25 protein-coding genes are annotated in these 27,000 nt (G+C 46.6%); 14 read left to right on the top strand and 11 right to left on the bottom strand.

What is annotated here, in order from left to right:
• Positions 1 to 21 precede the first annotated feature (21 nt).
• Entirely contained in the window at positions 22 to 1,248 is a 1,227-nt protein-coding gene (locus AABW11_RS03840; protein WP_340103455.1) for an FtsX-like permease family protein, read from the top strand.
• A gap of 78 nt (positions 1,249 to 1,326) precedes the next feature.
• On the opposite strand, the gene cysM is transcribed toward AABW11_RS03840, so the two are convergent.
• From cysM to AABW11_RS03870, 6 genes are all read right to left on the bottom strand, one after another.
• A complete protein-coding gene (cysM, locus tag AABW11_RS03845) occupies positions 1,327 to 2,205 on the bottom strand; it encodes a cysteine synthase CysM (RefSeq protein WP_340103456.1) in 879 nt (292 codons plus the stop codon).
• 15 nt (positions 2,206 to 2,220) lie between these two features.
• On the bottom strand, positions 2,221 to 3,051 hold the full coding sequence (epsC, locus tag AABW11_RS03850; RefSeq protein ID WP_340103457.1) for a serine O-acetyltransferase EpsC: 831 nt from the start codon (positions 3,049 to 3,051) through the stop codon (positions 2,221 to 2,223).
• Positions 3,052 to 3,171: 120 nt separating this feature from the next.
• Positions 3,172 to 4,029: a sterol desaturase family protein gene (locus AABW11_RS03855; protein WP_340103458.1), complete on the bottom strand. Its 858-nt coding sequence runs from the start codon at positions 4,027 to 4,029 to the stop codon at positions 3,172 to 3,174.
• A 50-nt stretch (positions 4,030 to 4,079) separates the two neighbouring features.
• The gene (locus AABW11_RS03860) at positions 4,080 to 4,832 is read right to left on the bottom strand and encodes an FkbM family methyltransferase (protein ID WP_340103459.1); all 753 of its coding nucleotides are present in this window, start codon (positions 4,830 to 4,832) and stop codon (positions 4,080 to 4,082) included.
• Between the two features lie 128 nt (positions 4,833 to 4,960).
• Positions 4,961 to 5,971 (bottom strand): PTS transporter subunit IIC, encoded by a 1,011-nt coding sequence (locus AABW11_RS03865; protein ID WP_340103460.1) that lies wholly within the window; start codon positions 5,969 to 5,971, stop codon positions 4,961 to 4,963.
• A gap of 94 nt (positions 5,972 to 6,065) precedes the next feature.
• Positions 6,066 to 7,163, bottom strand: coding sequence for a porin (locus AABW11_RS03870; RefSeq protein ID WP_340103461.1), 1,098 nt, complete (start codon positions 7,161 to 7,163; stop codon positions 6,066 to 6,068).
• Positions 7,164 to 7,648: 485 nt separating this feature from the next.
• Here AABW11_RS03870 and AABW11_RS03875 point away from each other — a divergent pair, with 485 nt between their 5' ends.
• From AABW11_RS03875 to AABW11_RS03890, 4 genes are all read left to right on the top strand, one after another.
• Complete coding sequence (locus tag AABW11_RS03875; RefSeq protein WP_340103462.1) at positions 7,649 to 7,879, top strand: DUF433 domain-containing protein; 231 nt, start codon at positions 7,649 to 7,651, stop codon at positions 7,877 to 7,879.
• Entirely contained in the window at positions 7,876 to 8,205 is a 330-nt protein-coding gene (locus AABW11_RS03880; protein ID WP_340103463.1) for a DUF5615 family PIN-like protein, read from the top strand. Before AABW11_RS03875 ends, AABW11_RS03880 begins: the two co-directional genes overlap by 4 nt.
• 30 nt (positions 8,206 to 8,235) lie before the next feature.
• Complete coding sequence (locus AABW11_RS03885; RefSeq protein ID WP_340103464.1) at positions 8,236 to 8,523, top strand: Smr/MutS family protein; 288 nt, start codon at positions 8,236 to 8,238, stop codon at positions 8,521 to 8,523.
• A gap of 85 nt (positions 8,524 to 8,608) precedes the next feature.
• Positions 8,609 to 9,982, top strand: coding sequence for a YfcC family protein (locus AABW11_RS03890; RefSeq protein WP_340103465.1), 1,374 nt, complete (start codon positions 8,609 to 8,611; stop codon positions 9,980 to 9,982).
• Positions 9,983 to 10,142: 160 nt separating this feature from the next.
• Here the strand turns inward: AABW11_RS03890 and AABW11_RS03895 are convergent, their stop codons facing one another.
• A complete protein-coding gene (locus AABW11_RS03895) occupies positions 10,143 to 10,430 on the bottom strand; it encodes a GIY-YIG nuclease family protein (RefSeq protein WP_340103466.1) in 288 nt (95 codons plus the stop codon).
• Positions 10,431 to 10,846: 416 nt separating this feature from the next.
• On the opposite strand from AABW11_RS03895, the gene AABW11_RS03900 reads away from it, so the two are divergent.
• The 3 genes from AABW11_RS03900 to AABW11_RS03910 are packed head-to-tail and all read left to right on the top strand — an operon-like array spanning position 10,847 to position 14,468.
• The gene (locus AABW11_RS03900; RefSeq protein ID WP_340103467.1) at positions 10,847 to 11,968 is read left to right on the top strand and encodes an efflux RND transporter periplasmic adaptor subunit; all 1,122 of its coding nucleotides are present in this window, start codon (positions 10,847 to 10,849) and stop codon (positions 11,966 to 11,968) included.
• A 22-nt stretch (positions 11,969 to 11,990) separates the two neighbouring features.
• Positions 11,991 to 13,217 (top strand): ABC transporter permease, encoded by a 1,227-nt coding sequence (locus AABW11_RS03905; protein WP_340103468.1) that lies wholly within the window; start codon positions 11,991 to 11,993, stop codon positions 13,215 to 13,217.
• Positions 13,218 to 13,223: 6 nt separating this feature from the next.
• On the top strand, positions 13,224 to 14,468 hold the full coding sequence (locus AABW11_RS03910) for an ABC transporter permease (RefSeq protein WP_340103469.1): 1,245 nt from the start codon (positions 13,224 to 13,226) through the stop codon (positions 14,466 to 14,468).
• Positions 14,469 to 14,801: 333 nt separating this feature from the next.
• Here AABW11_RS03910 and AABW11_RS03915 read toward each other — a convergent pair whose 3' ends face one another.
• Positions 14,802 to 17,108, bottom strand: coding sequence for a CHRD domain-containing protein (locus AABW11_RS03915; protein ID WP_340103470.1), 2,307 nt, complete (start codon positions 17,106 to 17,108; stop codon positions 14,802 to 14,804).
• Between the two features lie 324 nt (positions 17,109 to 17,432).
• On the opposite strand from AABW11_RS03915, the gene AABW11_RS03920 reads away from it, so the two are divergent.
• Positions 17,433 to 17,798, top strand: a complete 366-nt coding sequence (locus AABW11_RS03920; RefSeq protein WP_340103471.1) for a DoxX family protein — start codon at positions 17,433 to 17,435, stop codon at positions 17,796 to 17,798.
• 409 nt (positions 17,799 to 18,207) lie between these two features.
• On the opposite strand, the gene AABW11_RS03925 is transcribed toward AABW11_RS03920, so the two are convergent.
• Positions 18,208 to 19,215 (bottom strand): potassium channel beta subunit family protein, encoded by a 1,008-nt coding sequence (locus tag AABW11_RS03925; RefSeq protein ID WP_340103472.1) that lies wholly within the window; start codon positions 19,213 to 19,215, stop codon positions 18,208 to 18,210.
• 300 nt (positions 19,216 to 19,515) lie between these two features.
• Here AABW11_RS03925 and AABW11_RS03930 point away from each other — a divergent pair, with 300 nt between their 5' ends.
• From AABW11_RS03930 to AABW11_RS03950, 5 genes are all read left to right on the top strand, one after another.
• A complete protein-coding gene (locus tag AABW11_RS03930) occupies positions 19,516 to 20,478 on the top strand; it encodes a calcium/sodium antiporter (protein ID WP_445263738.1) in 963 nt (320 codons plus the stop codon).
• Between the two features lie 341 nt (positions 20,479 to 20,819).
• Positions 20,820 to 21,083 carry a hypothetical protein gene (locus AABW11_RS03935; protein WP_340103474.1) on the top strand — a complete coding sequence of 88 codons (264 nt, stop codon included), beginning with the start codon at positions 20,820 to 20,822 and terminating at the stop codon, positions 21,081 to 21,083.
• A gap of 113 nt (positions 21,084 to 21,196) precedes the next feature.
• Entirely contained in the window at positions 21,197 to 21,427 is a 231-nt protein-coding gene (locus AABW11_RS03940) for a DUF433 domain-containing protein (RefSeq protein WP_340103475.1), read from the top strand.
• Positions 21,424 to 21,780, top strand: a complete 357-nt coding sequence (locus AABW11_RS03945) for a DUF5615 family PIN-like protein (protein ID WP_340103476.1) — start codon at positions 21,424 to 21,426, stop codon at positions 21,778 to 21,780. Before AABW11_RS03940 ends, AABW11_RS03945 begins: the two co-directional genes overlap by 4 nt.
• 860 nt (positions 21,781 to 22,640) lie before the next feature.
• The gene (locus AABW11_RS03950; protein ID WP_340103478.1) at positions 22,641 to 22,994 is read left to right on the top strand and encodes a DUF3127 domain-containing protein; all 354 of its coding nucleotides are present in this window, start codon (positions 22,641 to 22,643) and stop codon (positions 22,992 to 22,994) included.
• Positions 22,995 to 23,582: 588 nt separating this feature from the next.
• On the opposite strand, the gene AABW11_RS03955 is transcribed toward AABW11_RS03950, so the two are convergent.
• Both AABW11_RS03955 and AABW11_RS03960 read right to left on the bottom strand, forming a co-directional pair.
• Positions 23,583 to 25,145, bottom strand: coding sequence for an amidase (locus tag AABW11_RS03955; RefSeq protein WP_340103479.1), 1,563 nt, complete (start codon positions 25,143 to 25,145; stop codon positions 23,583 to 23,585).
• Positions 25,146 to 25,997: 852 nt separating this feature from the next.
• Positions 25,998 to 26,975, bottom strand: a complete 978-nt coding sequence (locus AABW11_RS03960) for a response regulator (protein ID WP_340103480.1) — start codon at positions 26,973 to 26,975, stop codon at positions 25,998 to 26,000.
• Positions 26,976 to 27,000: the final 25 nt, after the last annotated feature.

Genomic DNA, 27,000 nt, shown 5'->3' on the forward strand with positions numbered 1-27,000 from the left:
GATAAATACAAGTATTAAAGAATGAATGTTGTCCGTTACATCGCAAGTAGATACCTGTTTTCGAGAAAACATGTATCATTAATATCAATATTAACCGGAATTAGTATTGCTGGCATCACAATAGGCACGGCTCTTTTAATTGTTATTCTTTCGGTGTTTAACGGTTTTTTTGAGGTGATCCACGGCTTTTTGCTCTCTTTTGATCCGGACATCCGCATTGAGATGGCCGATGGCAATGCAATGGCCTATGATGCTGCTGTGATGGATTCGGTAAGGACTCATCCGGATGTATTAGAGCTCACGCCATATATCGAGGGAAAGGTAATGCTTGCATTTCGAGACGGCAAGAATGAGGTAGTAACAGCCCGGGGTGTCGAGCCGGGCGGCTACATTCGCCTGAATGAACTTGAGAACAGCGTCAGGCGGGGAGTTTTCGATTTGTCGGTACAGCAGGGGCGTCCGGGCGTAGTACTTAGTGAATCTTTAAGTAATCGTTATGGGGCAGATCCCGGTACGGAAGCGGCACTTTTGAGCACTATAGGAATGCGCAGGGCACTTACCCAGTTTTCTGCACCGCGATCGAGCCGGTTTGAAGTGCGCGGAATTTACACGATTCAGCAAATACTAGAAGGGGATGTGATTTATATTGGCATATCAGCAGCCCAGCGCCTGTTCAATATGCGAAATGAAGTGACCGGCTACGATTTGAAACTTGTAAATACCGATAAAGCAGCCTCAGTGAAAGAAGATCTTCAGGGGATTCTCGGCTCTGAATTTTCCGTCTCAAGCTGGTACGATCTGCAGCGTCCGCTGTATGATGTGATGGCGTTCGAAAAATGGGGGTCATACATTATCTTGATGCTCATAATTTTTGTTGCTGCTCTAAACATTGTGGGTTCTCTCACCATGATTGTACTCCAGAAGCGAAAAGATATCGGGATACTGCGCTCGATGGGCATGACCCAGGCAAACATCAAAAAAGTGTTTCGGATGCAGGGTGTTCTCATTGGCGTGATAGGCTGCGGGATCGGCGGGCTGCTGGGCCTTGGCCTGGCGCTTGCACAGCAGGAGTTTGAGCTTGTTCAGCTATCATCTGCATTTATCATTAGTGCGTATCCGATCTCCATCAACCCGTGGGATATTGTACTGGTGATGGGAACTACGATGTTTTTATGCCTCGCCGCCAGCTGGTATCCATCACTCAGAGCTGCTGCAGTTGAGCCGGCTGATGCGGTCAGGAATGAATAAGTAGCGCGGCGTCGCTTTCAAGGTACAAGGTGCAGGGTACAGGGGTATCTATTATCTATCATCTATTATCTATATCCATCACCCAAACAACCCGGAACTTAAATACCGGTCACCGCGGTCGCAGGTAATGCAGACGATCACGCCTTCATCAATCTCGTCGGCAACTTTTAAAGCAGCGGTTAGCGCACCGCCACTGCTCATCCCGCCGCTGATTCCCTCCTCTTTCGCCAGCCGCCGGGTCATGGAGGTTGCCTCATCCTCACTCACATCAATCGTGCGATCGACCCGGTCTGCATCAAATATAGTAGGCAGAAATTCCTTTGACCATCGCCGGATTCCGGGAATGGACGACCCTTCTGTTGGCTGGGTGCCTACAATCTGAATCTCTGAATTCTGGCTCTTCAGGTAGCGCGAAACGCCCATAATGGTGCCGGTTGTACCCATCGACGACACGAAATGGGTAACCTTGCCGCCGGTATCACGCCAGATTTCCGGGCCTGTGGTTCTCTCATGCATTTTAAAATTGTCATCATTGCCAAACTGATTCAGCATGAAATAGCCCTTCTCATCAGCCATCTCCTGGGCAAGGGTGCGGGAATACTCGATGGTTTTATCAGCAGGTGTGAGAATCAGTTCGGCACCAAACGCTCTCATTGATTGCTTTCGCTCTTCGGTGGCGCTTTCGGGCATGATCAAAGTCATGTCCAACCCTTTCATTGCCGCTATCATGGCCAGGGCGATGCCGGTATTTCCGCTGGTTGCCTCCACCAGCCTGTCGCCCGGCTTGATGTCGCCCCGCTCCAGGGCTCCGTTAATCATGCCAAGGGCTGCCCGGTCTTTCACGCTGCCGCCGGGATTTTGCCCTTCAAGCTTACAGTAGATCGTAACATCCGGGTTCTCAGGAATGCGTTCCAGTTTTATTATAGGTGTGTTGCCGATGAGTTCTTCGAGTTTCATTGTAAAGCTATTAATTTATCGGAAGGTTATCGTGTCGGTCTCGCCGTCTGTATTCGTCATTTTAGCCTGGTAATAGACTTTAGTTTGTGCGGGCACGCTCCTCGTTAGCCATACATTTCCGCCGATGATGCTTCCTTCACCAATGACTGTATCCCCGCCCAAAATGGACGCTCCTGCATAAATGACCACATGATCTTCAATAGTTGGGTGCCGTTTCTTGCTTGCGTCTTCCTTATTTACACTCAGTCCGCCGAGGGTAACACCCTGGTAAATTTTTACGTGGTTTCCTATTGTCGTGGTTTCGCCAATGACAATTCCTGTGCCGTGATCAATACAAAAATGATCCCCGATTTCCGCTCCGGGATGTATATCAATACCGGTCTGACGATGTGCATGCTCCGAAATAATTCTTGGAATCAGGTTAACGCCATTTTTCAGCAGACAGTGGGCAATCCGATGGGCCGCAAGCGCATAAAAACCCGGGTAGGTCCGGATAACCTCCGCTTTTGATTTGGCAGCCGGGTCGCCTTTATACATTGCCACAACATCCTGAAGAAGCATCGCATGAATGGGTGGCAGTTCATCAAACACATGATCGTTAATAGCCTTGTCCGTACTCTGTACACACTCACTATTCTGGTTGAGAATAGCACTTAGTTCTTGTTTCAGCTCCACCAGTTTCAGTTTGATGGATTCCTCATCAGAATACCGCTCTTCAGAAAATTCAGGGAAAATTAAGCCCAGCAAGTTATTGAAAAAGCGAATAATTCGATCCGGCGGCGGACAGGCTGAAGCATCTTTATGATACTGTAACAGGGTCTTAATAAACGTGTCGGGTAAACTCAAGCAAAGAGGATTGGGTTGAGTGGTTTATTGCTTAAGATAACACGAATTCAGACAAAATTACTCCGTCCGGATGGATGAGTGAATGTGATGAGTCAAATGTCAAATGAATGGAAAAAGCGGCTACTCATTTTTCCTGTTGTGATTCTCATCCTTCCCTGTAGGCGGCCGGTACTTCTGGAAGGGAATCTTAAGCAGGTTTACAAAATTTTCATTCTCCTCGGGATCCATGTGCGTGTCGATGCCATAGGTGATATCATTCGGGCTGTTCACTTCTGCGTAGGTTCCAAAGAGCCGGTCCCAGATGGCAAAGATGTTTCCATAGTTGGTGTCTGTAAGCGGCTGGGCGTAATGGTGATGAACCTTATGCATGTTTGGCGTGATGAAGACATACGACAGCGCCCGATCGACTTTCCGAGGCATGTTGATATTGGCGTGGGTCAGGTGCGCGAACAAAACCGAAAGACTCTGATACAGCATCACGATGCCGATGGGAATGCCAATCAAAAAGACGCCGAGGATGGTAAAAAAGATTCTAAAGATTGTTTCGCCGGGATGATGTCGCAGACCGGTGGTTACATCAACAGTGGTATCGCTGTGATGGATGAGGTGAAATTTCCACATCCATTTTACTTTATGCTGAATCCAGTGTATAAGCCAGGCGCCCACGAAGTCGAGCAGCATCACACCGAGAATAACTTTAATCCAAAGCGGCAGCTCAGTGATGTAAAGCAGCCCGAATTCATTTGCGGCTACCCAGGTGGATGTGGCATACAGAACGCCGGCCAGGCCAAATCCGATGATGGCCGTGAACGACGTAAAAAGCAGGTTGATGCCGGCATGGCGGTATTTATTGTATCGAAACTGGAAAAGCGGGATCACGCCTTCCATCACCCAGAAAATAAAGATTCCGCCGATCAGCACTCCGGCGCGGAAGGTGGTGGGGACATCATCAAAAAAATGGACGATGGATTCAATCATGATTGGATATCCAAACTGTCAGGTTTTAAGCGTAATAATATTTTCATCCTTTACAAAACCACTTTAATTGGGGATTTCTTTAACTTCTGGAGGTGAACATCTTGCAGAAAAAAGTAATTTATACTTTTATCTCCTTCTTTTTTAGCACGAAGAACTCCATTCTCATACAGATACGTTTTGTAATTGAATCTTTCCATAAAGGCTTTAAGTTGAAAAGCTGAACTTTCATGATCATCTAAATCTTCAGAAACTTCGATCATCCAGGATGGTCTCGATCTTTTTAAAAATTCACCAGCCCCTTTTACACATTTGAGCTCATGGCCCTCTACATCACATTTTATTAATGATATTTTCGTAGCGTCATCTAAAAATAGTGAATCGATTGTTTTTGTTTTTACTTTGTGATAGAATTTTGAATCATCTTCTTCTCTTACATCCAACAAAGACGCCCGGTAATAATTTCTTGCACCCGCTTGAACAGGTATTTCAATGCGGGCTTCACCAACCGAATCAGATATGGCAAATTGACCGGCTGATACATTTGATAGTTTAAAGCGATCTATCACTTTTGTAAGCATAGTAAATGTAAAGGGTACCGGCTCGATGCTTACTACTTTCGAGGAAGCAGGAGATAAATATACCGTGTATAATCCGATGTTAGCCCCAATATCCACAGTTACGCGCTCTTTATCTGCCAACTCCATTGCAACCAAAAGATCGGGTTCGGTAGTGATGTCAAAATCACTGATGATGCTGTAATATTGCCTTTCTTTGTACCAACTAAGCACAAATTTTGGCGTCATTTTTTGAATTACTCGCTTTAACATTTCGAAAAAATATATCCAAAGTTTTCACTTTGCAACAGGTTTTTGGGATAAATCGGCATTTCATACATAGGATTTCTGGATAAACCTGAATGTTATATTTTAGATTATTCCGTCTTCAGTGTCATATCCCCCGGATTAATCCATCCCCTGCGGCGCATGAATTCAGAGATCATCAGGCAAAGAATTGCAGGACCGATGATATGAAGCATGATCACAATTGCCAGAATGTCCCAACTGAAACCCATGGAGGTGAACGTGAAGATCTGCCCGACAAAACCGGCCGTTCCCATTCCCGCGCCTTCCGGAGTATTCTGCATCCCGAACACCAGCGTGGAGAGCGGGGCGAGTATTGCGCCGGCCAGTGTTGGCGGAATTATGATGAGGGGATGTTTCAGCACGTTGCCGATCTGCAGCATGGAGGTGCCGATGCCCTGCGCGATAAAACCACCTACCCCGTTTTCGCGGTAGCTGCTGACCGCAAATCCCACCATTTGTGCGGAACAGCCGACTGTTGCAGCCCCGGCGGCCAGCCCATCGAGCCCGATCATGATGGCAATGGCCGCGCTGGAGATTGGGGCAGTGAGCGCCAATCCCATAAGTGCCGCTACCAGAACACCCATCAGGAATGGTTGCTGCTCTACCGACCAGTTGACCAGCTCGCCGAATGCCACAAGCCCCTGGTCGATATAAAAACCAAGATATTCAGCCGCAAAGAAACCAACGACAATGGTGGCGAGCGGTGTCAAAATAATATCAACCCGGGTTGAGCCCGCAACGAGTTTGCCACATTCAGTGGCTAAAAGTGCGGCTACGTACGCCCCGGCAGGCCCGCCGCTTACTGCGCCAAACGCTCCGGCTGCAGCGGATGCAAACATCACCAGTGGCGGGGCCTTTAGACCGTACGCAATGGCTACGCCGATGGCCGGACCCATCAGGTCCATGGCTACTTGTCCCATCCGGATCATCATTTCAATGCCGGTTTGCTGGCCGGCTGTTCGTATAATCAGGCCGATAATAAGTGACGAAAACAGACCAAGCGCCATGTAGGAAAGTGCCGTTACCAGGTACGTTCTTAAAGAGAGTTCAACCCCTTTCTTTTTTAAAAATGACAGCACGTTAATAAATCGGGTTATAAAAGTGTTTGAGAGGGCTTTTCAAAACAAGGCTTTTGCTTAACCCATTTATATGATCGGGTACAATGTAGTGAAATTACAGCGGAATAAACCGAAGCTGCATCACTATTACAATAGCGTGGGAATCCAGATTGCCCGGTGAGGAGTTGCCCGTCGCATAGTTTAGATGTGCCCGTGCAATCTCGCGGTCATCACGACACAGGTAACGCGACAGACCGAGGGTGATTTGTTCTCTGTGGAAAGATTCATCTGCAGGAAAACCGGCACCCTGCCCCGGGCTCTGATTCATGCGGTCAAAGCGTCCAAGAATATGCCACTCATTGGTGATGCCATAGCCGATCTCAGCATAAAATCCATCGAGGTTGTAGCTGCCATCAAGCCCGGTTTGAATCCCATGACTCTCATCTTTCACTTGCAGTCCCATGTATTCGAACTGCGTGTAGAGCCGGTCGATGCCAAGGTTGGAGGTTGCTACCCGGACTGATGCTGATGTCCGGTTGATATCAACCGGCCCGGTGCCACGTTCCACGATATCACGCTGCTGGTTGGTGGAGAGGTGTCCGCCAAGTGTCAGGCCCGGAGTTATCTCCAAATCAAGCCTGGCGCCATAGAGACCGCCACCGGGTTTCCGCTCAGTGATATGTGTTTCGGCTTGTGAAAACCGACCGGTCCCGTTCCCTGCATGAACACCGTACCAGAGACTTTTGTGGCGACCGTAAACCATCACACCAATATCGCGAAACGCATCGTAACCCATTCCCGATGACAGTGCCGTTGAAATGCCCGGACGCTCCCAGAAAATCAGCTTCGATGAGACAAGTCGAGCCGTATCGTATGACTGACCCGGCATGATGAACTGACCCACACGTATATTGAATGCAGGATGGAGTTTCGCGTCTGCATAGAAATCAAACAGGATATTATCGGAGCCGGCAAGGTCGGTCCAGATAGTTGTGCTGAACCGTTCACTGATATCACCCCGGGCGGTAATTCGTGCACGTCTGAGCCTGAAACCGTTCGTGTTTGCTGTCTCCCCGGATGCCAATTCTATTTGCTGATCGGCGATGTACCACGTTTGCAGGTAGCCGCCCACATCAAGGCTGATTTGGGCATTTACGGGTGATGTTATGAGTAAAGCAATGATGAAAAGCGTACTCTTGATGGTGTGTTTCATAGCAGGCCAACTATTTCGTGCTTGGCACATCTGAAATTAGGCAACAGATTCAATGATGTTGCAATATTTAGTATATCACTCCAGTGTTAAAAGTGTATGAAAGGCATGAAAATTAAGACTAACTCTTTTTGGCATCTTGAGGAATTAAATGGATACAAAACATCTAACCCGGATTATTCACGATGATAAGTGTAATCCAATGTAATACACTAAAAATATTACACATATATAAAATGGATAGTAGTCCAAATTTGGGCTACATGTATTGCGGCGAAATTTTGTCGGGAGCTTCGTTGTATGGAAAAAAAGCGTACTCTGAGTACGTCAGGTACTTTTCCGCCGCTTTTCTCCCTACGCCTTGCTCCCGACAAAATTTCTTGGTGAATAATCCGGGCTAAGCCGGGAGCTGTAACAGATTGGAATACTTGATCTTTTTTAGTACCGTTAATCGTATGATGCATTAACATTGCAAATAAACCACGGTAATGGCCATAGACTACAAAAAAAGAATTACAATTGAACCGGGTAAGCGTGGTGGAAAGCCATGTATACGAGGAATGCGAATCACGGTGTACGACATTCTGGAATATCTGGCATCCGGGATGAAAGAAGAAGAGATACTCGATGATTTTCCGGAATTGAAAAAAGAGGATATTCGTGCCTCACTTCAGTTTGCAGCGGACCGCGAACGTAAACTGACCAAGTCGTCGCTTTGAAATTACTTTTCGATCAAAATTTATCTTTTCGTCTTACAGCCCTCCTGGAAGAATTATTTCCTGGCTCGCTACATGTTAAAGATATTGACATGGAAAAAGCTTCAGATAGCGAGATATGGGAGTATGCTAAAAAACATGAATTGATCATTGTTTCCAAAGACAGCGATTTTCATCAAAAAAGTTTTTTGTACGGCCCGCCACCGAAAGTGATCTGGATAGAGAAAGGAAATTGTTCAACTAAAGACATCAGTAAATTATTGAGAAGATCATTTGGCCAAATTGAATCCTTCGCTAATGATGCTAAAAGTGCTTTTTTAATTCTCTGAATTAAACTTTACTGATCAGAAAATGTAACCATGCCCAACGAACCCGACCCCATAAAAGTCCTAATCAACGGCGTACTCGATCTGCACACCTTTCGCCCAAATGAACTGGGCGATCTTCTGCCGGAATACATCGAGGCGTGCCTGGAAAAGGATATCACCTCGCTTCGGATCATCCATGGAAAAGGTACGGGGGCGCTTAGGCGCGGGGTTCATGCCCTGCTTGATAGAAATCCACACGTTGTGTCATACAGTCTGGCAACCGACAGAAGTAGCTGGGGTGCTACGCTTGTGGAGATAAAGCGGGATGCAAACAAATGATGGATACTGTTATTGAAACCAGAAGATCTCCCCTCGAGGGGAGAATTTCTCGCCTCAATGCACTTAATGTATTAGAATCGATATCATGAAATTTAAACTTCCACACACACTGGTTCTCATGTTTGGTTTGATGGTTGTGTCGCTGGTCCTCACGTGGGTGGTGCCATCCGGAGAGTTTGAGCGTTCTCTAACCGAAACAGGCCGGGAAGTCGTGGAGCCGGGGACATTTACGGAGGTTGAAGAGAAGCAGTATCTGAATCCGCTGGCGCTGCTCACCGTTGTTCCGCGGGCACTGGCTGATGCGCAGGGGATCATCTTCTTTATTTTGATCATTGGCGGCTCCATAAAAGTAATCCGCGATACGGGATCGATTGATGCGCTTCTGGGCCTGATAGTCCGGCGCTTTGGTGACAGGCCGGCATGGCTGATATTTCTGATGATGTTTGCTTTTGCGGCCGCATCTGCCACGCTTGGAATTGCAGAGGAATATGTGCCGTTTGCGATCATATTGGTCAGTCTTTGCACGGCTTTACGGATGGATGCCATCACGGCAATCGGCACGCTCGTAGTAGGCTATGGAATTGGGTACGGCGTGGCGTTTATGAACCCGTTCACGCTTGTGATTGCCCAGGAGATTTCGGGTCTGCAGCCGCTGAGCGGCATGTGGTTTCGCCTGGCCATTGCCCCTGTGTTTCTTGCTATAGGGTTTCATCACGTTTGGAGTTACGCAAAATGGATTAAAGCCGATCCTACAAAAAGCTACATGTCGGACGTTCAAGATAAGCAGATAGATCAGACAAATGACTACCCTGTGATGACGACCCGCCGGAAATGGATCCTAACCGCTACCGGGCTTGCACTGATCGGTTTGGTTATCGGCATAAAAGAAGCCGGCTGGTACCTGACCGAACTCGGGGCCATGTTTGTAGGGTTGGCAATTGTGGTGGGAGTGTTGAGCGGAAAGGGAGCAAATAAAACCGCAATCTCATTCAGCGAAGGCGCAGCGGAGCTGACCGGCACGGCACTGTTAATTGGATTTGCGCGGGCCATTGCACTGCTGATGGAAGATGGCATGATTCTCGACACAGTGGTAAATGCATTGGCCACACCTCTTTCCTATGTCGGGGCAGAACTTTCAGCTGTGGGCATGCTCTTTATTCAAAGCATACTGAACTTTTTTATTCCATCGGGCAGTGGCCAGGCGTATGTCACGATGCCGCTAATGGCGCCGATTGGAGATTTGGTGGGTGTCTCCCGGCAGGTGGCCGTGCTGGCCTACCAGTTCGGCGATGGGCTGATGAATATGATTGTCCCCACAAACGCGGTTCTGATGGGTATCCTGGGCCTGGCCGGTATTCCGTACGCGAAATGGTTTAAGTTTGTCTGGCCGGTTATTTTGAAGCTCCTGGCCGCTGCCGCTGTTGCCATGGTGATTGCTGTGTGGATTGGGTATTCGTAAAAGGCTTATAAACATATCAACGTCATCGCGGACTTGATCCGCGACCTCCCATCTGTGCATAACAGGAAATCTTGCCACTGGCAAAACCTATGTTTCGAACGAGAATGGGAGATGCCGCATCGGAGTGCTGCATGAATCTGCTAGATTGAGAATCACAGCCTCACACAATCTGTTCATATAGATCCTCAAACTCCGGGTTAATACTCCTAATCAACGCGATCTTCCATTCTTTTTTCCATTTTTTAATCCGTTTCTCAGCCTCTATCGCATCAAGAATTGTAGGGTATTCATCAAACCAAACGAGTTTATTTAGGTTGTATTTACGTGTGAATTCGGAACCACATCCTGTTTTATGTTCGTAGACTCGTTTAGGCACCGTACTCGTAACACCTGTGTAAAATACTGTGTTGTATTTATTTGTCATTATGTAGACGTAACCTTTTCTCATATCTGTATGAGGATAAAAACAGGGATTCCTTACAGTTTTATGTCTTTGATGTTAATGGTGTTATTCTGCACTTGATGCGGAATCTCACATCTAAGTCAAGAGGTAAGTATAGTCACTGGCAGATAGTACAGTTTGAACAAGAATGGGAGATGCCGGATCGGGGTCCGGCATGACTTAAATTGGCTAATAACTATATCAACGTCATCGCGGGCCTTGACCCGCCATCTCCTGTCTGTGCCAATAGGAAAAGAGTAGCCAAGGACGATGTACACAGTTCGAACGAGAATAGGAGATCCCGGCTCCGGGACCGGGATGACTATGGAAGTATGTAAAATAATTTTACAACTACAGTAACAAAGTCAAAGTCCCCGCGTAGGAGCCATGTATAAGTTTTTAACAACGAACCTCACATCTTTATGGCTACTTCTACAAAAAAACGTGCTCTATTCTGGACTTTTCTTTTACTCATTATCAGCATCGGCGGGTTCTTCGTCTATAGCTATTCAAATACCGAAACCGACGAAAGTGCCTCTATTCAAACAATTACTGTTGAAACAGGTACAATCGTGGAAAAAGCGCTCGCCGTTGGCACCATCGAGCCGGAAACGGAAATTGAGATCAAGTCAATTATCCCCGGTGTGGTGGACATTATCTTTGTAGAAGAAGGGCAGTATGTAAAAAAAGGGGATCCGCTGGTAGAAGTCCGGCCTGATCCGACACCTATTGAACTTGCCGAGGCCCAACGAAACCTCGAACGTACGCTTCTTGAGAAACGAAACCTTGAGAATGAACTGCATCGGGCTGAACAGCTTAAAAAACAAAATTTAGTGTCTGATCGTGAGTACGAGCAGGTAAAAGAGCAGGTGGATGACGTGAAAATCAGGGAGCAGATCAGCCGTGAACGGCTGGAGCTCCTGGAGTCGGGCCGCATCACGATTGGGGATAAACTTATTGAATCTGTCATACGGGCACCGATTGACGGGTATATTCTCGAGCAGCTGGTTGAGGTTGGTGATCCGATTGTGCCACTGACATCATACCAGGCCGGAACACCTCTGATGACCATCGCACAAATGGAAAATCTCCTCTTTAAGGGCACAGTGGATGAAATTGACGTTGGTAAAATTGCCATTGGACTCCCTGTTGAAATTAAAATTGGCGCTCTTCCCGGCGTGATTGTAAAGGGTGAGGTGTCCAAGATTTCACTGAAAGCCCGCCAGGAAGATAATGCAACTGTATTCCCGGTTGAGATTGCCATTACGGATCGAGGCAACACAACACTGCGGGCCGGCTACTCGTCCAATGCAGATATTATCATCAAGCGAAGTATTGATGTCCCCGTGATCCCGGAACGTCTTGTGAACTTTAATGAGGATGGAACCGCAAGCGTTGACGTTCCCGGCGCCCAGCCCGGTGAGCGGATACCGGTTGATGTAGAACTTGGCCTCAGTGATGCTATTACGGTAGAGGTGCTTTCAGGTCTTGCCGTCGGGGATACGGTCCTCGAGCCCGAATCCAAAACATTGACCATCCGCTGACCAAATCGCCCGGAGTAAATAGATGAGACTTTTTGAGATAATATCCGAGCTCTTCCGAAACCTGAATCAACAGCGGCTGCGAAGCTTCCTCACCGTCTTTGGGATTATGTGGGGCACCGCCACACTGATCCTGCTGTTAGCATTCGGTTTTGGTTTTCGCGATCAAACCGTGCTAAATATGCGCGGTATGGGCGACCAGATTGCCATTATGTTTCCTGGTCAGACTACAAAAGCGTTTGAGGGATATGGTATTGGACGGCCTGTCCGCTTCAGAGAAGACGACGTGAATATGATGCGAAACCGGATTCCCGAAATAAAAGTTGTGACGCCCGAATATATTCAGGGCATGCAGCTTACAAAGGGCGAAAATATACGAAGCTCCAACGTTGGCGGTGTATATACCGAATATAGCGACATGAGAAATATCTTTCCTCAATCGGGCGGGCGATGGCTGAACCAGGCGGATATTGACCAGCAGCGACGGGTCATTTTCCTGGGGAATCAGCTGGCAGACAATCTGTTTGGTGATGAGGATCCGGTTGGCAAACAAGTATTTGTTCGGCAAACGCCATTTACGATTGTCGGCGTGATGCAGGAGAAAACACAGAATTCTTCCTATTCACAACGCGATCACGACCGGGCGTTTATACCGGCCACAACGTTTTCAGCTATGACCGGTACAAAATACCTGAATAACATAATCTACACGCCCGCAAGCATTCAGCAGGCAGAATTTGTGCAGGACAGGGTCTATGAAGTTTTTGGTTCCAAGTACCGCTTTGATGCGACCGATCGTAATGCAATCGGGCTTTGGGACACCAACGAATTCTGGGAGTTTATCGATATTCTATTCTATTCCATTAACGCGTTCCTTGGCCTGATCGGTTTTTTTACGCTTGCCGTGGGCGGTATTGGAGTCGCAAATATCATGTTTGTGGTTGTGCAGGAGCGAATGAAAGAGATCGGTATCCGTCGCTCGGTTGGGGCAAAACGATTCACCATTATGGGACAATTCTTCCTTGAAACCTTCCTGATTGTGGGAGCGGGAGCCGGCGCCGGGTTTTTATTGGGCTGGGGACTTGTTCAGGCCACACAGAATCTCCCCATCAAAGATTTTGTGGGCACACCGTTTTTTGCGCCCGAAGTGGGCATCATCGCGTTTGTGGTTCTCGGTTTTACCGGGTTTGCAGCCGGGTTGCTCCCGGCCTGGCGTGCAGCCAATCTTTCCATCATAGACTGCCTGAGGTAATGACGTATGATTAAAAATCTTTTCGGTGAATTTTTTGCAGATCTGTACCGCCAAAAGTTGCGGTCATCTCTTACACTTACGGCCATTGCCTGGGGAACGTTATCGGTGATAATTCTCCTGGCGTTCGGCCGCGGACTTGGAACCAGCCTGCTCGACGGAATGCTTGGTGCGGGAAACCAGGTGATGATTGTGTACGGAGGACAGACCGGAATGAACTACAATGGCTTACCCATGGGACGGCCAATTCGATACATAGAAGAAGATGTGGAGCGGATCCGCCAGGTGGTGCCGGGCATTGAATATTCAAGTCCGCAGTATGGCCGATACGGAACGCGGCTCGAACGAGATGGCAACATAACGACGACATTCATGGAGGGCGTGGGTCCCGATTTTGAACTCATGAGGACCATGTACCCGGCAATGGGTGGCCGGTTTATTAACGCAGCTGACATTGAGGAGAGTCGGAAAGTTCTGTTTCTCGGTGATGAAATAGCAGTTACTCTTTTCGGAGAAGATGACCCAATCGGGGGCGAAGTGCTTCTCAATGGCGTCCCGTTTACGGTGGTTGGCGTGATGAAGCCAAAGATGCAGACATCTATGAATAACGGCCCCGATGCCACTCGGGCTATTATTCCATATCCTACGTTTAGAAACTTGTATGGTAACCGGAACGTAGGATCGATACTAGTCCGGCCTGCGTCTCCTGAACTGCAGCCGCAGGTTAAGGAGGGAATTATTAACTATTTGTCGGCCAAGTATAATTTTCACCCGGATGATGAAGAGGCCGTTCCAATGTGGGATTTCATTGAGCAGGAAGAACAGACGCGAATGGTCGCAATGGGTCTGGAGTATTTCCTGTTCACCATTGGTTTTTTTACGCTGATGATAGCCGGCGTAGGGGTGGCAAACATTATGTTTGTGGTCGTAAAAGAACGAACCCGTGAGATTGGCCTTAAAAAGGCAATTGGCGCCCGCAAGGTTCACATCATCAGCCAGTTTCTGTTCGAGGCAATCTTTATTTCGCTTCTCGGCGGAGCTCTTGGTCTAGCCATTTCAACAGCTATCGTTGAGTTCGTGCTGTATCTGAACCTGAATGACGGAGCCGGAGAATTTCTTGGCAGTCCTGAGATTTCGGCGATGTCAGTCATCGTAACCGGGGGCGTACTTATTTTGATTGGCGTGCTTTCGGGTATTTTCCCTGCCATCAAAGCAGCGCGGATGGACCCGGTGGAGTCGTTACGTTACGAGTGACAAACATGGCATGTCTCGATGTGGCTCTGACCTGTGTTTCTTCATAAATTTAGGAAAATAACATGAGTTAAATTGTCAGCAATAGACATGCCATGTTTCTTTCCGATCGGATGCCTTTGCCAAAGCTAAACATAGCATGTCTCGAGGTGGCTCTGAGCTACGTTTCTTAAAAAGTTTTCGAGAAGATTAAGAGTTATGAAGCCGGCAAGAGACATGCCATGTTTTTTAAGATGGAATGCATTGCCATAAAAAAACCCGGACGATCTAAGATCAGCCCGGGTTTTAAGTTTTATTGAATTTTGCAGCCAATGGTGGCCTGCAATTAAATGCATTCTATTTAATCAGCATCATCTTACGTGTGATGGTTGTGGATCCGGTATTCAATCGATAGAGATACATTCCGCTTGAAAGCTGGGATGCATCAAAATTGACCGTGTACGATCCGGCAGCCTGCTCACGATTGATAAGAGTTGCTACTTCGCGACCTACCATATCAAATACTCTTAATTCAACATCGGCCTGTTGCGGCAGAGAGTACGTGATGTTTGTCGTAGGATTGAAGGGATTTGGATAGTTTTGCTTCAGCTCAAACTGGCCCACAACTTCAGAATCCGTTTCTGATGAGGTTACTACACCGCGCTCGAGTGTTACACTTGAGCCTGCACCCGTATTCAGTCCGCTGCCATCAGACGCCGTAGCCCGGTGGTAAATCGTAGCCGATGAACCTTCCTCAACACCGAGTGAAGCAAGAAGTCCGTCAACAGTACCAATCGTTAGCGGAAGTGATGGATCGCTCCCTGCATTGGCTGAAAATACAATATTCCCGAACTCACTGTCGAGAGCAACTTCCCAGATGTACACAACCGGGTCGCTATTGGCGTCTTCAGACGATGTCCAAGCAGGTATAAAATCAGCAGTGCTTTCGCCTTCAACAACAACTGTAGCTCCATCAGCAGGGGACGTGATGGCCGGAGCGGTTTCCGGTGCTACGTTAGGGGCAAGCAAGATCTGGCCGCGTATTTCGCCAGCGGGATCATCTACCGAGTGAACATTTACGTAGAGCCCTGCTGTAACAAGCTGACCAATTTCCGTTTCAGAGAGATTAAATGTATTGTCTGCTGCGCTGTATGTTCCGGCGCGTGCATCTGTTTCGTCATCCAGCTCTGGCGTAAGGGGATAAATTACACCACCGTTATCATCAGCCGCCGCTTCATGAATATGTGAGCCGGCTGACCCAATATTATTACTTTCCAGGCCGCTGAAACTTCCGGTGGCAGTTAGATTTCCGTTTCTGAATTCAAAAGCCATTCCGCCCTGGGCTCCAGTCATCACAGGGTCAACTTCAGAGAGTCCTGTGAGAGAAGTTGTGAAGTAGTGCTGGGCAAGTGGGACAACCTGTCCGCGGATTTCGCCGCCATTATAATCAGCAGTATGGATATTAGCGTATAGAGACCGGCTAACTAAAAGCCCAACTTGGTCCATGGTCAATGTGGCTTCATTAGCTGTGGGCAGATAAATGCCGCCTCGGGAATCTTGGTCAAGATCGGGTGTTAGTCCAATTTCAACTCCACCATTTTGGCCGGCAAGACCTACGTGGAGGTGTGAGCCGATTTCGGTTGCATAATCAGATCCCAGATTCCCAAAGGAACCCGTTGCGTTGATTGTGCTTGTTTCAGCATACCACTCAACCATTACAGCACCTGTTGCCTGGCTCGTATTTTGCGGTATTTCGTTCATCCCGGATAATGGCGCATAAAAGTAAATATTCGCTTCAGGAACAACCTGTCCGCGAATTTCGCCTGCCGGATAATCTTGCGAATGAATATTCAAATAGTGGCCGCGATCAACAAGTGTTTGAACAATTGCAGCATCCACATTTGTAAATGTATTGTTTTCGGCTAAAAACGTTCCGCTTCGGTTATCATCACTCAGTGTGGGAGTAAGTGAGATTTCAACACCGCCGTTTTGTCCTGCAAAGCCTGTGTGGAGATGTGCACCGCTGCCTGTTTCGCCAACAACGATATAATCGCTTGTAAGACCATTAAACGATCCGGTAACAACAAGATCGGTTCCGTCGTACTCAAGAGAGAGTCCGCCCTGGGCAGTACTTACATTCGAAGGAACCTCATGGCCGCCTGATGCATACGTTTGAAAGTAGGTTTTACCAACCGGCAGTATTTGTCCTCTGAGTTCACCACTCGGATATGTCTCTGAGTGAATGTTAACATATAGCTGCCTGGCTCTCAGTGCATCAATTTGTTCTGTGGACAGAGTTGCTGTTTCGCTAAACGTGCCGGCAGTATCGTTGTTAGTTAGTGTGGGATTCAAAGGTATTTCAACACCTCCGTTTTGTCCGGTGAAACCCATGTGTATGTGGGCTCCTGTGCCGCCAATAGGATTAAGCGGTGTAGAAAGTCCTTCAAAAGAACCGGATATGGTCAGGACGGAACCGTCAAGCTCAAGGGCCACTAATCCGCTTCCGGTTGTAAATACAGGCGACACTTCATTTGCGCCGCTTAAAAACGCGCGGTAATCTTCAGTCTCACCGTTTTGAGCGAAGAGAGCGCTTCCAGTCGTTAGTAGAATCAACAAAGCAGAAGCAATTGCTGTTGACAATTTAAATATGGTAGCTTTTTTCATTGTATAATTGATTGGTTGGGGTTAAATAAAGTTCTTTAGTTTCCTTGAAGATTAAATAGAAGACAAGCGTGAAAAGTTCCTTTACTTTATTAATGGTTTAATTGTTTTATACTAAAATCGAAATTAATTAATGGTTAAAATTAATATTCAGGTATAAAATCACCTGAGACCTTGGTTAATTAGCCAATACATACATTTCAATAAAAGGGTTGCCTCTGTTCTTAAAAAAATCTAATTTTCTGTTTTAACTGCATCTGAGATACAATTTTCGTGAGAATGTTTTGTAATGAAAAGGATCATTATGTCAAAAAAGAAGGGTTGTCAATGAAAAAGTTTTTACGATTTCTGATGGGAACGCTGTTTGTGCTGGCGGGAATAAACCATTTTATCAACCCGGAATGGTACTACCCGCTAATTCCCCCTTATTTGCCACTGCCTGAACTTTTCAACTATCTGTCGGGAGCCCTTGAAGTCATTTTAGGGTTCGGTTTGATGACGGCCACTTACCGGAAAATGTCGGCTTATGGGATCATACTTTTGATGATTGTATTTATTCCGGCTCATATTCATCACATACAGATGGATGGATGCGTGTCCGATCAAATTTGCATACCGGCGTGGGCGGCATGGATACGGTTGGTAATTGTTCACCCCCTCATTATGCTGTTGGCATATTATATCCGTGAGTAATCTCCGGCAATAAGGCAGCCGGTAGATTCTGCCAGTGGTAAGACGTATTGCTTGTGCATGAAAGAGAGTGCGGATCAGGTCCGCGATGACGTTGGTATGGATACGGGTCGGTTCAAGTCATGCCGCACCCCGATGCGGCATCCCCAATTCTCGCTCGGCCTGTAGATTCTGCCAGTGGTAAGACGTATTGCTTGTGCATGAATGGGAGATCGCGGATCAGGTCCGCGATGATGTTGGTATGGATGCGGGTCAGTTTAAGTCATGCCGCACCCCGATGCGGCATCCCCAATTCTCGCTCGGCCTGTAGATTCTGCCAGTGGTAAGACGTATTGCTTGTGCATGAATGGGAGATTGCGGATCAGGTCCGCGATGACATTGATTAGGATCCGATGCTCTTTAATTTACATATTTAATCATCCGACGGCCTGAAATCTTGCGGCTTGTCGGGTTTGTTATCCAAGATAGACTCGATTTTTTCAATGACGTCATCAGTCAGAAGATTCACTTTATCGATGGCTTTCATGTTTTCCTGTACTTGCTCCGGTTTGGACGCTCCGGTTATGACAGTACTCACATTTTCATTCTTCAGGCACCATGCAAGCGCCAGGTGGGGCATGCTGATGCCAATTTCGTCAGCAACATCTGCAAGCTCGCCAACTTTTCGCAGCCTTTCTTTGCCTTCCTCGCTATCGAGGAGTGATTCTTTCAGCCATTCGTACTGATCCATGGATAGCCGGCTGTCTTCTGGGATGCCATCGTTGTATTTGCCCGTAAGCAGGCCGCTTGCCAGCGGACTCCAGATCGTTGTGCCGAGTCCGATATCATCGTAGAGCGGCTGAAATTCGCTTTCCACTTTGTCGCGGTGAAACATGTTGTATTGCGGCTGATCCATCAGCGGCGGACGCAGACCGTATTCTCTCGCAACCTGGTACGCCTTCTGAATCTGAACCGCACTCCATTCGCTCGTTCCCCAGTAGAATGCTTTGCCGGAGCGAATAACCTGATCCATTGCGCGAACTGTTTCTTCGATAGGCGTGTGAATATCGGGCCGGTGGCAGAAGATTAGATCCACATAATCTGTTTTCATACGCTTGAGTGCAGCATCAGCACCTTCAATGATGTGCTTGTAGGAGAGGCCGGTATCGTTCGGACCGTCACCGCTCCAGAATAATTTCGTGGAGAGTACGAGGTCCGACCGCTTCCAGCCTGCTTTCTTGATGATGTTGCCCATCATGATTTCAGACTCACCCCCGGCATACGCCTCTGCATTATCAAAAAAATTGACGCCGGCATCGTATGCTTCGGTCATACAGTCGTACGCCACCTGCTGATCTACCTGGTCACCAAACGTAACCCACGAGCCAAAAGAGAGTGCTGATACCTTGAGTCCCGATCGTCCTAAATATCTGTATTTCATGATAGTATTTGATTTTGTTTGTTTTAAAAGTTAACGGTATCTGAAGTGACTACGTTCTTTTCGGCTTGATGAAATCTGCATCCAAAAGTTTTAAAGTCGGTTGCAGTATGTATACATTATCACTTTGAAATTCAGATAAGTGCGTTCCCCACCTTTGTAAGGAGGGGACAGGGGTGGTATTCTTAGGAGCATTCGCCGCAAATTTTCTTCGATCTCCGATTAAACCACCCCCTAACGGAATTAGAAAACTTATTGAAATTATTCGTAGTGTGATGTGGATATAAAACTAACTTAGAATCTATAATGAATATCCTGTTTTTGATTGCGGGTGTAATACTGCTAACCATTGGCGGCGAAACTCTTATTCGCGGTGCGTTATCAGCATCCGACCGGCTGGGAATCTCTCCCTTATTGAGCGGTTTGGTGATTGTGGGATTTGGCACGTCATCGCCGGAACTGGCGGTGTCAGTTGAGGCGGCCCTCAACTCAAATCCGGATATCTCCATCGGGAATGTGGTGGGGAGTAACATCAGCAACGTGCTTCTTATTTTGGGTGTTTGTGCGCTCATTACGCCCATGACCGTTCAGCCGTCGGCCCTGAAACGTGACGGACTTGTGGTGCTGGCGGCCACTGTTATTTTTATGATTACCATCATTGGCGGGTTGCTCAGCCGGGTGGATGCCATCATATTATTAGTGCTGCTCGCTGCGTACCTGACGTGGGCCTACATAAGTGAAAAGAATCCGGAGAGTCCCCAGGCTGAGGTTTATGAAGCAGAAGCGAAAGAAGTAGACAAAAAACCGGCCTCAGTTTTTGGGACGGTGGCAGCCATTGTGGGTGGTTTGGTATTGTTGATTGGCGGTTCAAATGTGCTGCTGAAAGGAGCGATTGGTATTGCGGAATCCTACAATGTCTCTGAAGCCGTGATCGGGCTAACGCTTGTGGCAGTGGGCACCTCGCTGCCTGAGCTGTCGATTTCGGTGCTGGCAGCCTTCCGAAAACATGCTGATGTGGCGATCGGCAATATCTTGGGTAGCAATATTTTTAACCTGCTGGGCATTTTAGGCGTGTCGGCCCTCATCACTCCGCTGACCGTTAACCCCAGGATTCTCGCATTTGATCAGTGGGTGCTGCTTGGAATCTCCATTCTCATCCTGGTATTCCTGTTCACGGGCCGGCGCCTGAATCGGTGGGAAGGCGGAGTTCTGCTGTTGGGCTACATAGCGTATGTGGTATTGAGTTTTACGCTTTTTCCAGGCTGACATACGGTTGGTGAAAATAAGCTGAGTCGTTCAGAGTGTCCTTATTATTACGTCTGTAGCGTATGCTGATGTTCGGCCTTTGATATTTGCTTCGGTTTTATCATTATAGTACTATTAATTCGGTGATAACGTGAATAATGTTGGTAGTATGTTGATGTTATGCTTCATGCGAGAAAAATGAAATCTGAGATTAAAATAAGAGTTCTTGTCATTGACCAAGGAGATGACACCATTCATTTCCAAGGATTCTTTAGTAACGAACTCTGCTCAACGACTTTGGAATTTTATGACTACTCAGATGTGTTTCAAGATTCCCGAGTAAGCTAACTGAATTCCCCAAATTGGTTAGTGAAAAAGCCACTTATGAACTTGGAGAAAAAGGAGACAAGTGGGCCTACTACCTTTTGATTGAAGCTTATTGCATTGAACCAAATGGACATTCTGCTTTGAAAATCGAAGCAACTAACAAAGGAACTGGACCTTCACATCACGAATCAAAACTTGAAATCGAATCAGAACCGGCTTCGTTGAACAGATTTGGAAATGGACTAAAGACTTGGATTCCATTGGAAGAAAAGGTATTCGAATGGAGACCAAATGAATGAAAAATAAAAATGGCTATAAGTAACATCGGCTATAGCAAATGGGGTCAATGTGCTAATAAAGAAAGCAATGACATCTTAAAAACCATTATCTCAAAAATAACGTAAATTGGAGTATGGAAAATTTATTAAACAGAATTACTCTAAATCCGGAAATATGCCACGGTAAACCAACCATTAGAAATAAAAGGTATACCGTGGAACTGATTCTTGATCTATTATCAGCAGGAATGACTGAATCGGAGATATTAAAAGATTATCCTGCACTGGAAAATGAGGACATTAAAGCCTGCCTCGCTTATGCTTCAAAAATCACTAAATCAAAAAGCTATTTTAAAACGGCATGAGGTTTTTAGTTGATGCACAACTACCCCCTTTGCTTTGTGAAATACTTAAGAAAGAAGGCATAAAATCAAGTCATGTTGACTCTTTACCAGCAGGTGACGAATCCTCTGATAAAGAAATAACAGAATACGCAGATCAGAATGATTTGATAGTAATAACTAAAGATTTAGATTTTTACTATTCACATATGATCAATGGTGAGCCTAAAAAACTCCTGCTAATAACCACAGGAAACATCAAGAATAAAGATCTATTTGAAATATTTAGAAACAACATAATCAACTTTAAAACCCTTTTTGATAAGTGTAATTACGTAGAACTAAATAATGACGGCTTAATAGGCCACGAAATTTAACGTTCAAAACAGCGTATATAACTTATGCGCGGGAATGCATTAAGTTCAAGATTTATAGTTTGAAACAAGATAATTTTTGGATGAATAAAAAAATTCCTAAGAAAAAAGGTGGAACGAATAAGTAAATGCTCCGAATAACCCTGCATTTCTTAACTCCGGACCGTTGACAATAACATAATCAAGACGAATATGAAGAGAATATATTTCGTCAACCTGAATAAAAGTTGGCTTTTGGTCACGGTTGTCATTTTATCAATCGTATGTTTATGTGTTGTAATATTTGAACTGATTCCATTCGAGAATTCGGAAATAAATAAATGGATTAGCGTCACCGGATTTCTTCTACAAGCACTGTTTTTCAGCATGATGTTTTGGTTTAGAAACTATGTTCAATGGAATAGAAAGGGAGCATTTATCCGAATGAATTCTTTTCTGGGCAAATCGGTGAGATTTGATGAAATAAGATCGACCGAACTAAATGATCAAGAGTTGACCATAATCAAAACTAATGGTCAAAAAGTCATGTTTGATTTGACTGAAATTGCTGCATCAGACACTTAAAAACTGAATGAAATAATTGTAAAAAACACTGTTCTCAACAATGTATAAGCTAAATTGCGGCGGATTCGATTACGATTGAAATCATTCAGATTTTTAAGTTATCAATTCATTTATCCAAACCCGTCGTCCTTACACAACCTTGACCTTATCCCAAATCATCCACAACGCCGGATTCGTATTTGAATTGGAGTCAAGAATGAAGATCTTTAAACCGAATGTGATCCACTGTTCATAAGTTGGGTTAACCGGCATGCTAAGAGCAGTGTTTTTTTAAGAAATTGAATGACAGATATAGTAGAATGGATTTAAAATTATCAGGAAAAGTAGTGAAAGTGCTGGATGAACAATCCGGCGAAAGTAAAAACGGCCCCTGGAAAAAGCGGGACTTCATCCTCGAAACGCCGGGCAAGTATCCCCGGAAAGTGTGCATTACTCAGTGGGGCGAGCAGATCGATCAGGCCGACGTTAAAGAAGGTGAGGAGATTACCGCCTTTATCGATATTCAGAGCCGCGAATACAAAGGCAACTGGTACACGGATGTAAAAGCATGGAAAGTAGAGCGGGGAGCCGGTGGATCTAATGATTCGGTAAACCCGGATGATAATGTGATTGATCTCGGCCCGCCCGTTGATGAAGATGATGTGCCGTTTTAAGGTTGAGGTTCTTTGTTTTGACTTCACTCAGCCTCAACCTTCTTCGAGAGGGCAGCGCGGGTCGTATCGCACACGGAATTACTAAAGGCTGAGGTTCTTTGTTACCACTCTCCTCAGCCTCAACCTTCTCTGAAAGGGCAATACGGTTCGCTACGCACACGAAATTACTTGAGGCTAAGGTTCTTTGATTCGGCACGCCTAAGCCTCAACCTTTTCCGAAAGGGCAGCGCGGTTCACATCGTGTACAGAATTACTAAAGGTTGAGGTTCTTGGTTACGACTCTACTCAGCCTCAACCTTCCCCGATAGGGCAACGCGGTTCGTATCACACACGGAATTACTTGAGGTTGAGGTTCTTCGTTTCGGTTTCACTCAGCCTCAACCTTCCCCGATAGGGCAGCGAGGGTCGTATCGCACACGGAATTACTTGAGGTTGATGCTCTTTGTTTCGGCACGCCTTAGCCTCAACCTTTTCCGAAAGGGCAATACGGTTCGCTACGCACACGAAATTACTTGAGGCTAAGGCTATTTGTTACCACTCCCCAAAACCTCAATCTTCGTCGAAAAGGCAACGGAACTGCTGAACTAATTACTCTTTGAATTGCGGTACCAATCTATGATCCGTGTTCTGCTCAAACGCATAGGCAATTTCCAGCAGTACCGGTTCACTCCAGGCGCGGCCGAAGAATGAGACGCCAACCGGTAGTCCGTCAATAGATCCCATCGGCAGGGAGATAATGGGGTAGCCCGCGCGGGCGGATGGTGAGCTGGAGGATAGCTGAAAGTTATCGCCGAGAATGAGGTCCGTTTTCCAGGCGGGCGAGCCTGTTGGCGATACCAATGCATCCAAGTTGTTTTCGTCCATCACGCGATCAATTCCTTCTTCGCGGCTGACCCGCAGCATCCGCTCACGGGCGTTTTGATACTCTTCGGAATCGAGGCCGCCTTTTTCAGCAGCCGTTAAAATCAGGTCGTAGTCAAAGCGGTCCCTCATGGTGTCGGAATTTAAAATCTGCTTGGCCATCTCTTCCATCGAGGCAACAATCGCATCGTTATTAAGTGATTCCAAATAATCGTTTACGCCGTTTTTGAATTCGTAGAGCAATACCTGGAAAGCGTCGCCGCCAATATTTTCTTCTGTGATGTCATCAATCTCAATTACTGTGGCTCCCAGATCTTCCAGGGTTCGCATGGTTTCAAGCATGAGCGTATCCACCCGGAAATGATTACCCATTGGCCCGGTGTAAAATCCGATTCGTTTTCCTTCGAGTCCGTCTTCATTTAAAAACTGCGTATAGTCGTTATGAATGTGATCAGCAGCATCAACAGAAAGCTGATCGCTGCGATCCGGCCCTGCCAGTGCGCCCAGCAGAATTGCGGCGTCGCGAACGGTTCGCGTCATCGGGCCGGCGCTGTCTGTGGTATATGAAATCGGAATGATTCCGCCGCGGCTCCACACACCCACGGTTGGCTTCATCCCAACGATTCCGTTTGCGTTGGACGGGCACACAATGGAGCCGTTGGTTTCGGTGCCGATGGTCAGCGTTGCCAGGTTTGCTGATGCTGCCGCGCCTGATCCCGCACTCGATCCGCAGGGGTTCCGTGACGTTTCATACGGGTTGTTCACCTGGCCGCCCAGCGAACTCCATCCGCTTGACGAAAAGCTGCTGTGGAAATTGGCCCACTCGCTTAAATTGGTCTTCCCCAAAATAACAGCCCCGGCATCGCGAAGTTTATCGGTAATAAATGCGTCAGTCGGTGGTATAGATCCTTCCAAAAACAGAGATCCGGCTGTGGTAGGCATATCCGCCGTGTTGATATTATCCTTCAACAGGATAGGTACGCCATGAAGAGGCCCGCGGACATTACCATCGCGCCGTTCCTGGTCGAGCCGGCTCGCGATGTCAAGTGCATTGCCGTTCACCGTAAGAATTGAATTAAGAGAAGGCCCGGTTTGGTCGATTGTTTCAATGCGATTCAGGTAAGCTCGAACCACCTGGTTAGAGGTCAAGTCTCCTGATTCATATCTCTCCTGAAGTTCACTGATGTTTATCTCTTCCAGCCCAAGGTTCTGAAATTCTGATGAGTCTTGTGAAATAGTACAGCCAGATAAGAGCAGTAGAATGGGTAGGATCAGTAATCTGTGTTTCATACGGAGAGAGCATTGATTAACATTTCACCGAAAGTAAGGCATATTTCAGGTGGGGGTCAACTATACTGGATATATCACCAAGAAATATTTATCAGCATGCGAAGGTAAAAAGGCTTAAGGACTTTTAGGCTGGTCTTTTTTATTCTGCAAGGAAGGCGGGGGGGGCAAAAACTGGTAGTTACTCCACATTGAGCGATAGGAAGCAATCTGTTAATCATAAGTGGTTTAATTCCCCGACCCCCAAAAATATGCTCCTCATAGGCCGATAAATTGTAAGTTCTAAATTGATACCTCGTGGGCTCTGCCCCGAGGCAGTTCATCAAAAGCACCTATTCAGCTCGTGATGCATCCACGGCTTACATCACTCGGACTCCCCTTCGATTGAATTCATTTCTTCTGCGGAATCAATCGCCTCGGGGTGCTTGGGACGACTGCCTTCTCTTACCCCGCACTGCGCGCCGAAACAACACGGCGCTTGGGCGGGGCTACTGAGCTGTCGCCCCTGTCGGGGCTTTTTGTTTCGCAAAGGCGCGAAATCTATTAACGTTGGTAAAAAAACAAAGCATGTGCTCTAAAAATGAAATCGTCTTTAAAAGCTTAAGAGTAACCCTTTTTCCAATCTGTCACTGGCAGCCACTAATGTTGTCCAAAAAAGCAGGGCGACACCATTTCAGAGGTGACAGGATGCGGTATCCGATCCGGAAGGGGGGTAGTCCGCCGGCTGACGGAGGGGTGTTCATTAAGCCATTCCTGGTTTTTTACAATCTGTCACTAGCCGAGCTTACAGTTCCGAATCAGGATGGGAGATGCCGCATTGTGGTGCGGCATGACCAGGTAATCTTAATAAACCTTTCAAGACGATTTGTCGAACGTAATGTTTTCAGCTTTAGAAAATGATTTAGCCAGCGACTCTCTATTTACAGGCTTAGGAATAAAATCTATAAAGTTCGTTGTTTCTGCGCGCTTATAATTGTATTGGTCGCTGTTGCCGGAAATATAGATAACCGGGATCATGCTTTTATCCTGGATGGATTTTGTAGCCATGATGCCATCAATATCATCCTGTAAAGATATATCCATGGTGATGACGTCGGGCTTGAGCTTAAGTGCCATCTCTATGGCCTCGGCCCCTGTCGTTACTTTGCCAACTACTTTGTACCCCAGACTTTTGATTAGCTTTTCCAATAGAATAGACTGAATCATCTCGTCTTCAACAATAAGGATATTTTTGACGGGGTTTTTTTGATGGTTGTATGACCCATTACCGCTGTGACCGTTAGTTGATGAGACATCTCCGTTTTTGGCTTTACCGATTGTGTTAGTAAGCTCCTCGGGGACCTTTTTTGCCTCAAAAAGGCTAATGGAAGACGTATTAGAACCGGATTTAGTTTTTTCTTTACCGTTATGTTCTCCTTTTTTAGATATCGATTGTTGAAGTTCTTTTACAACAGCCGGGACAAGGGCCCCCATTTCTTGTTTTGATAAGGTTGCTTTTGCCCCGTTCTCCAGGAGCGTTGAGGCTATGTCTTCCGGCAGAGCGTCTGAAATTAGCAAAAACGGGATGTTAAGGTCAGAATCATTCAGAATGTCAAGAGCCTCCACGCTGTCAAAACCGGGCATATTATGATCGCATAACACTATATCCCAACGATCTTTCCGGATGGCTGATATTAAACCTGCAGCTGATTCAACTCTGTGTGACTTTGGTTTAAAGCCTCCTTTTCGCAGATGCCGGATCATTAAATCCGCATCATCTCTGGAATCTTCAACAATTAATACGCGAACAGGATGGCCTGTTTTTAAAACTCGTCTGTTTTTCTCCGAAAGCATATTAGAACCTTTATAAACAGTTAAA

It is taken from the genome of Rhodohalobacter sp. 8-1 (genome assembly GCF_038150125.1).
Lineage (GTDB): Bacteria > Bacteroidota > Rhodothermia > Balneolales > Balneolaceae > SW132.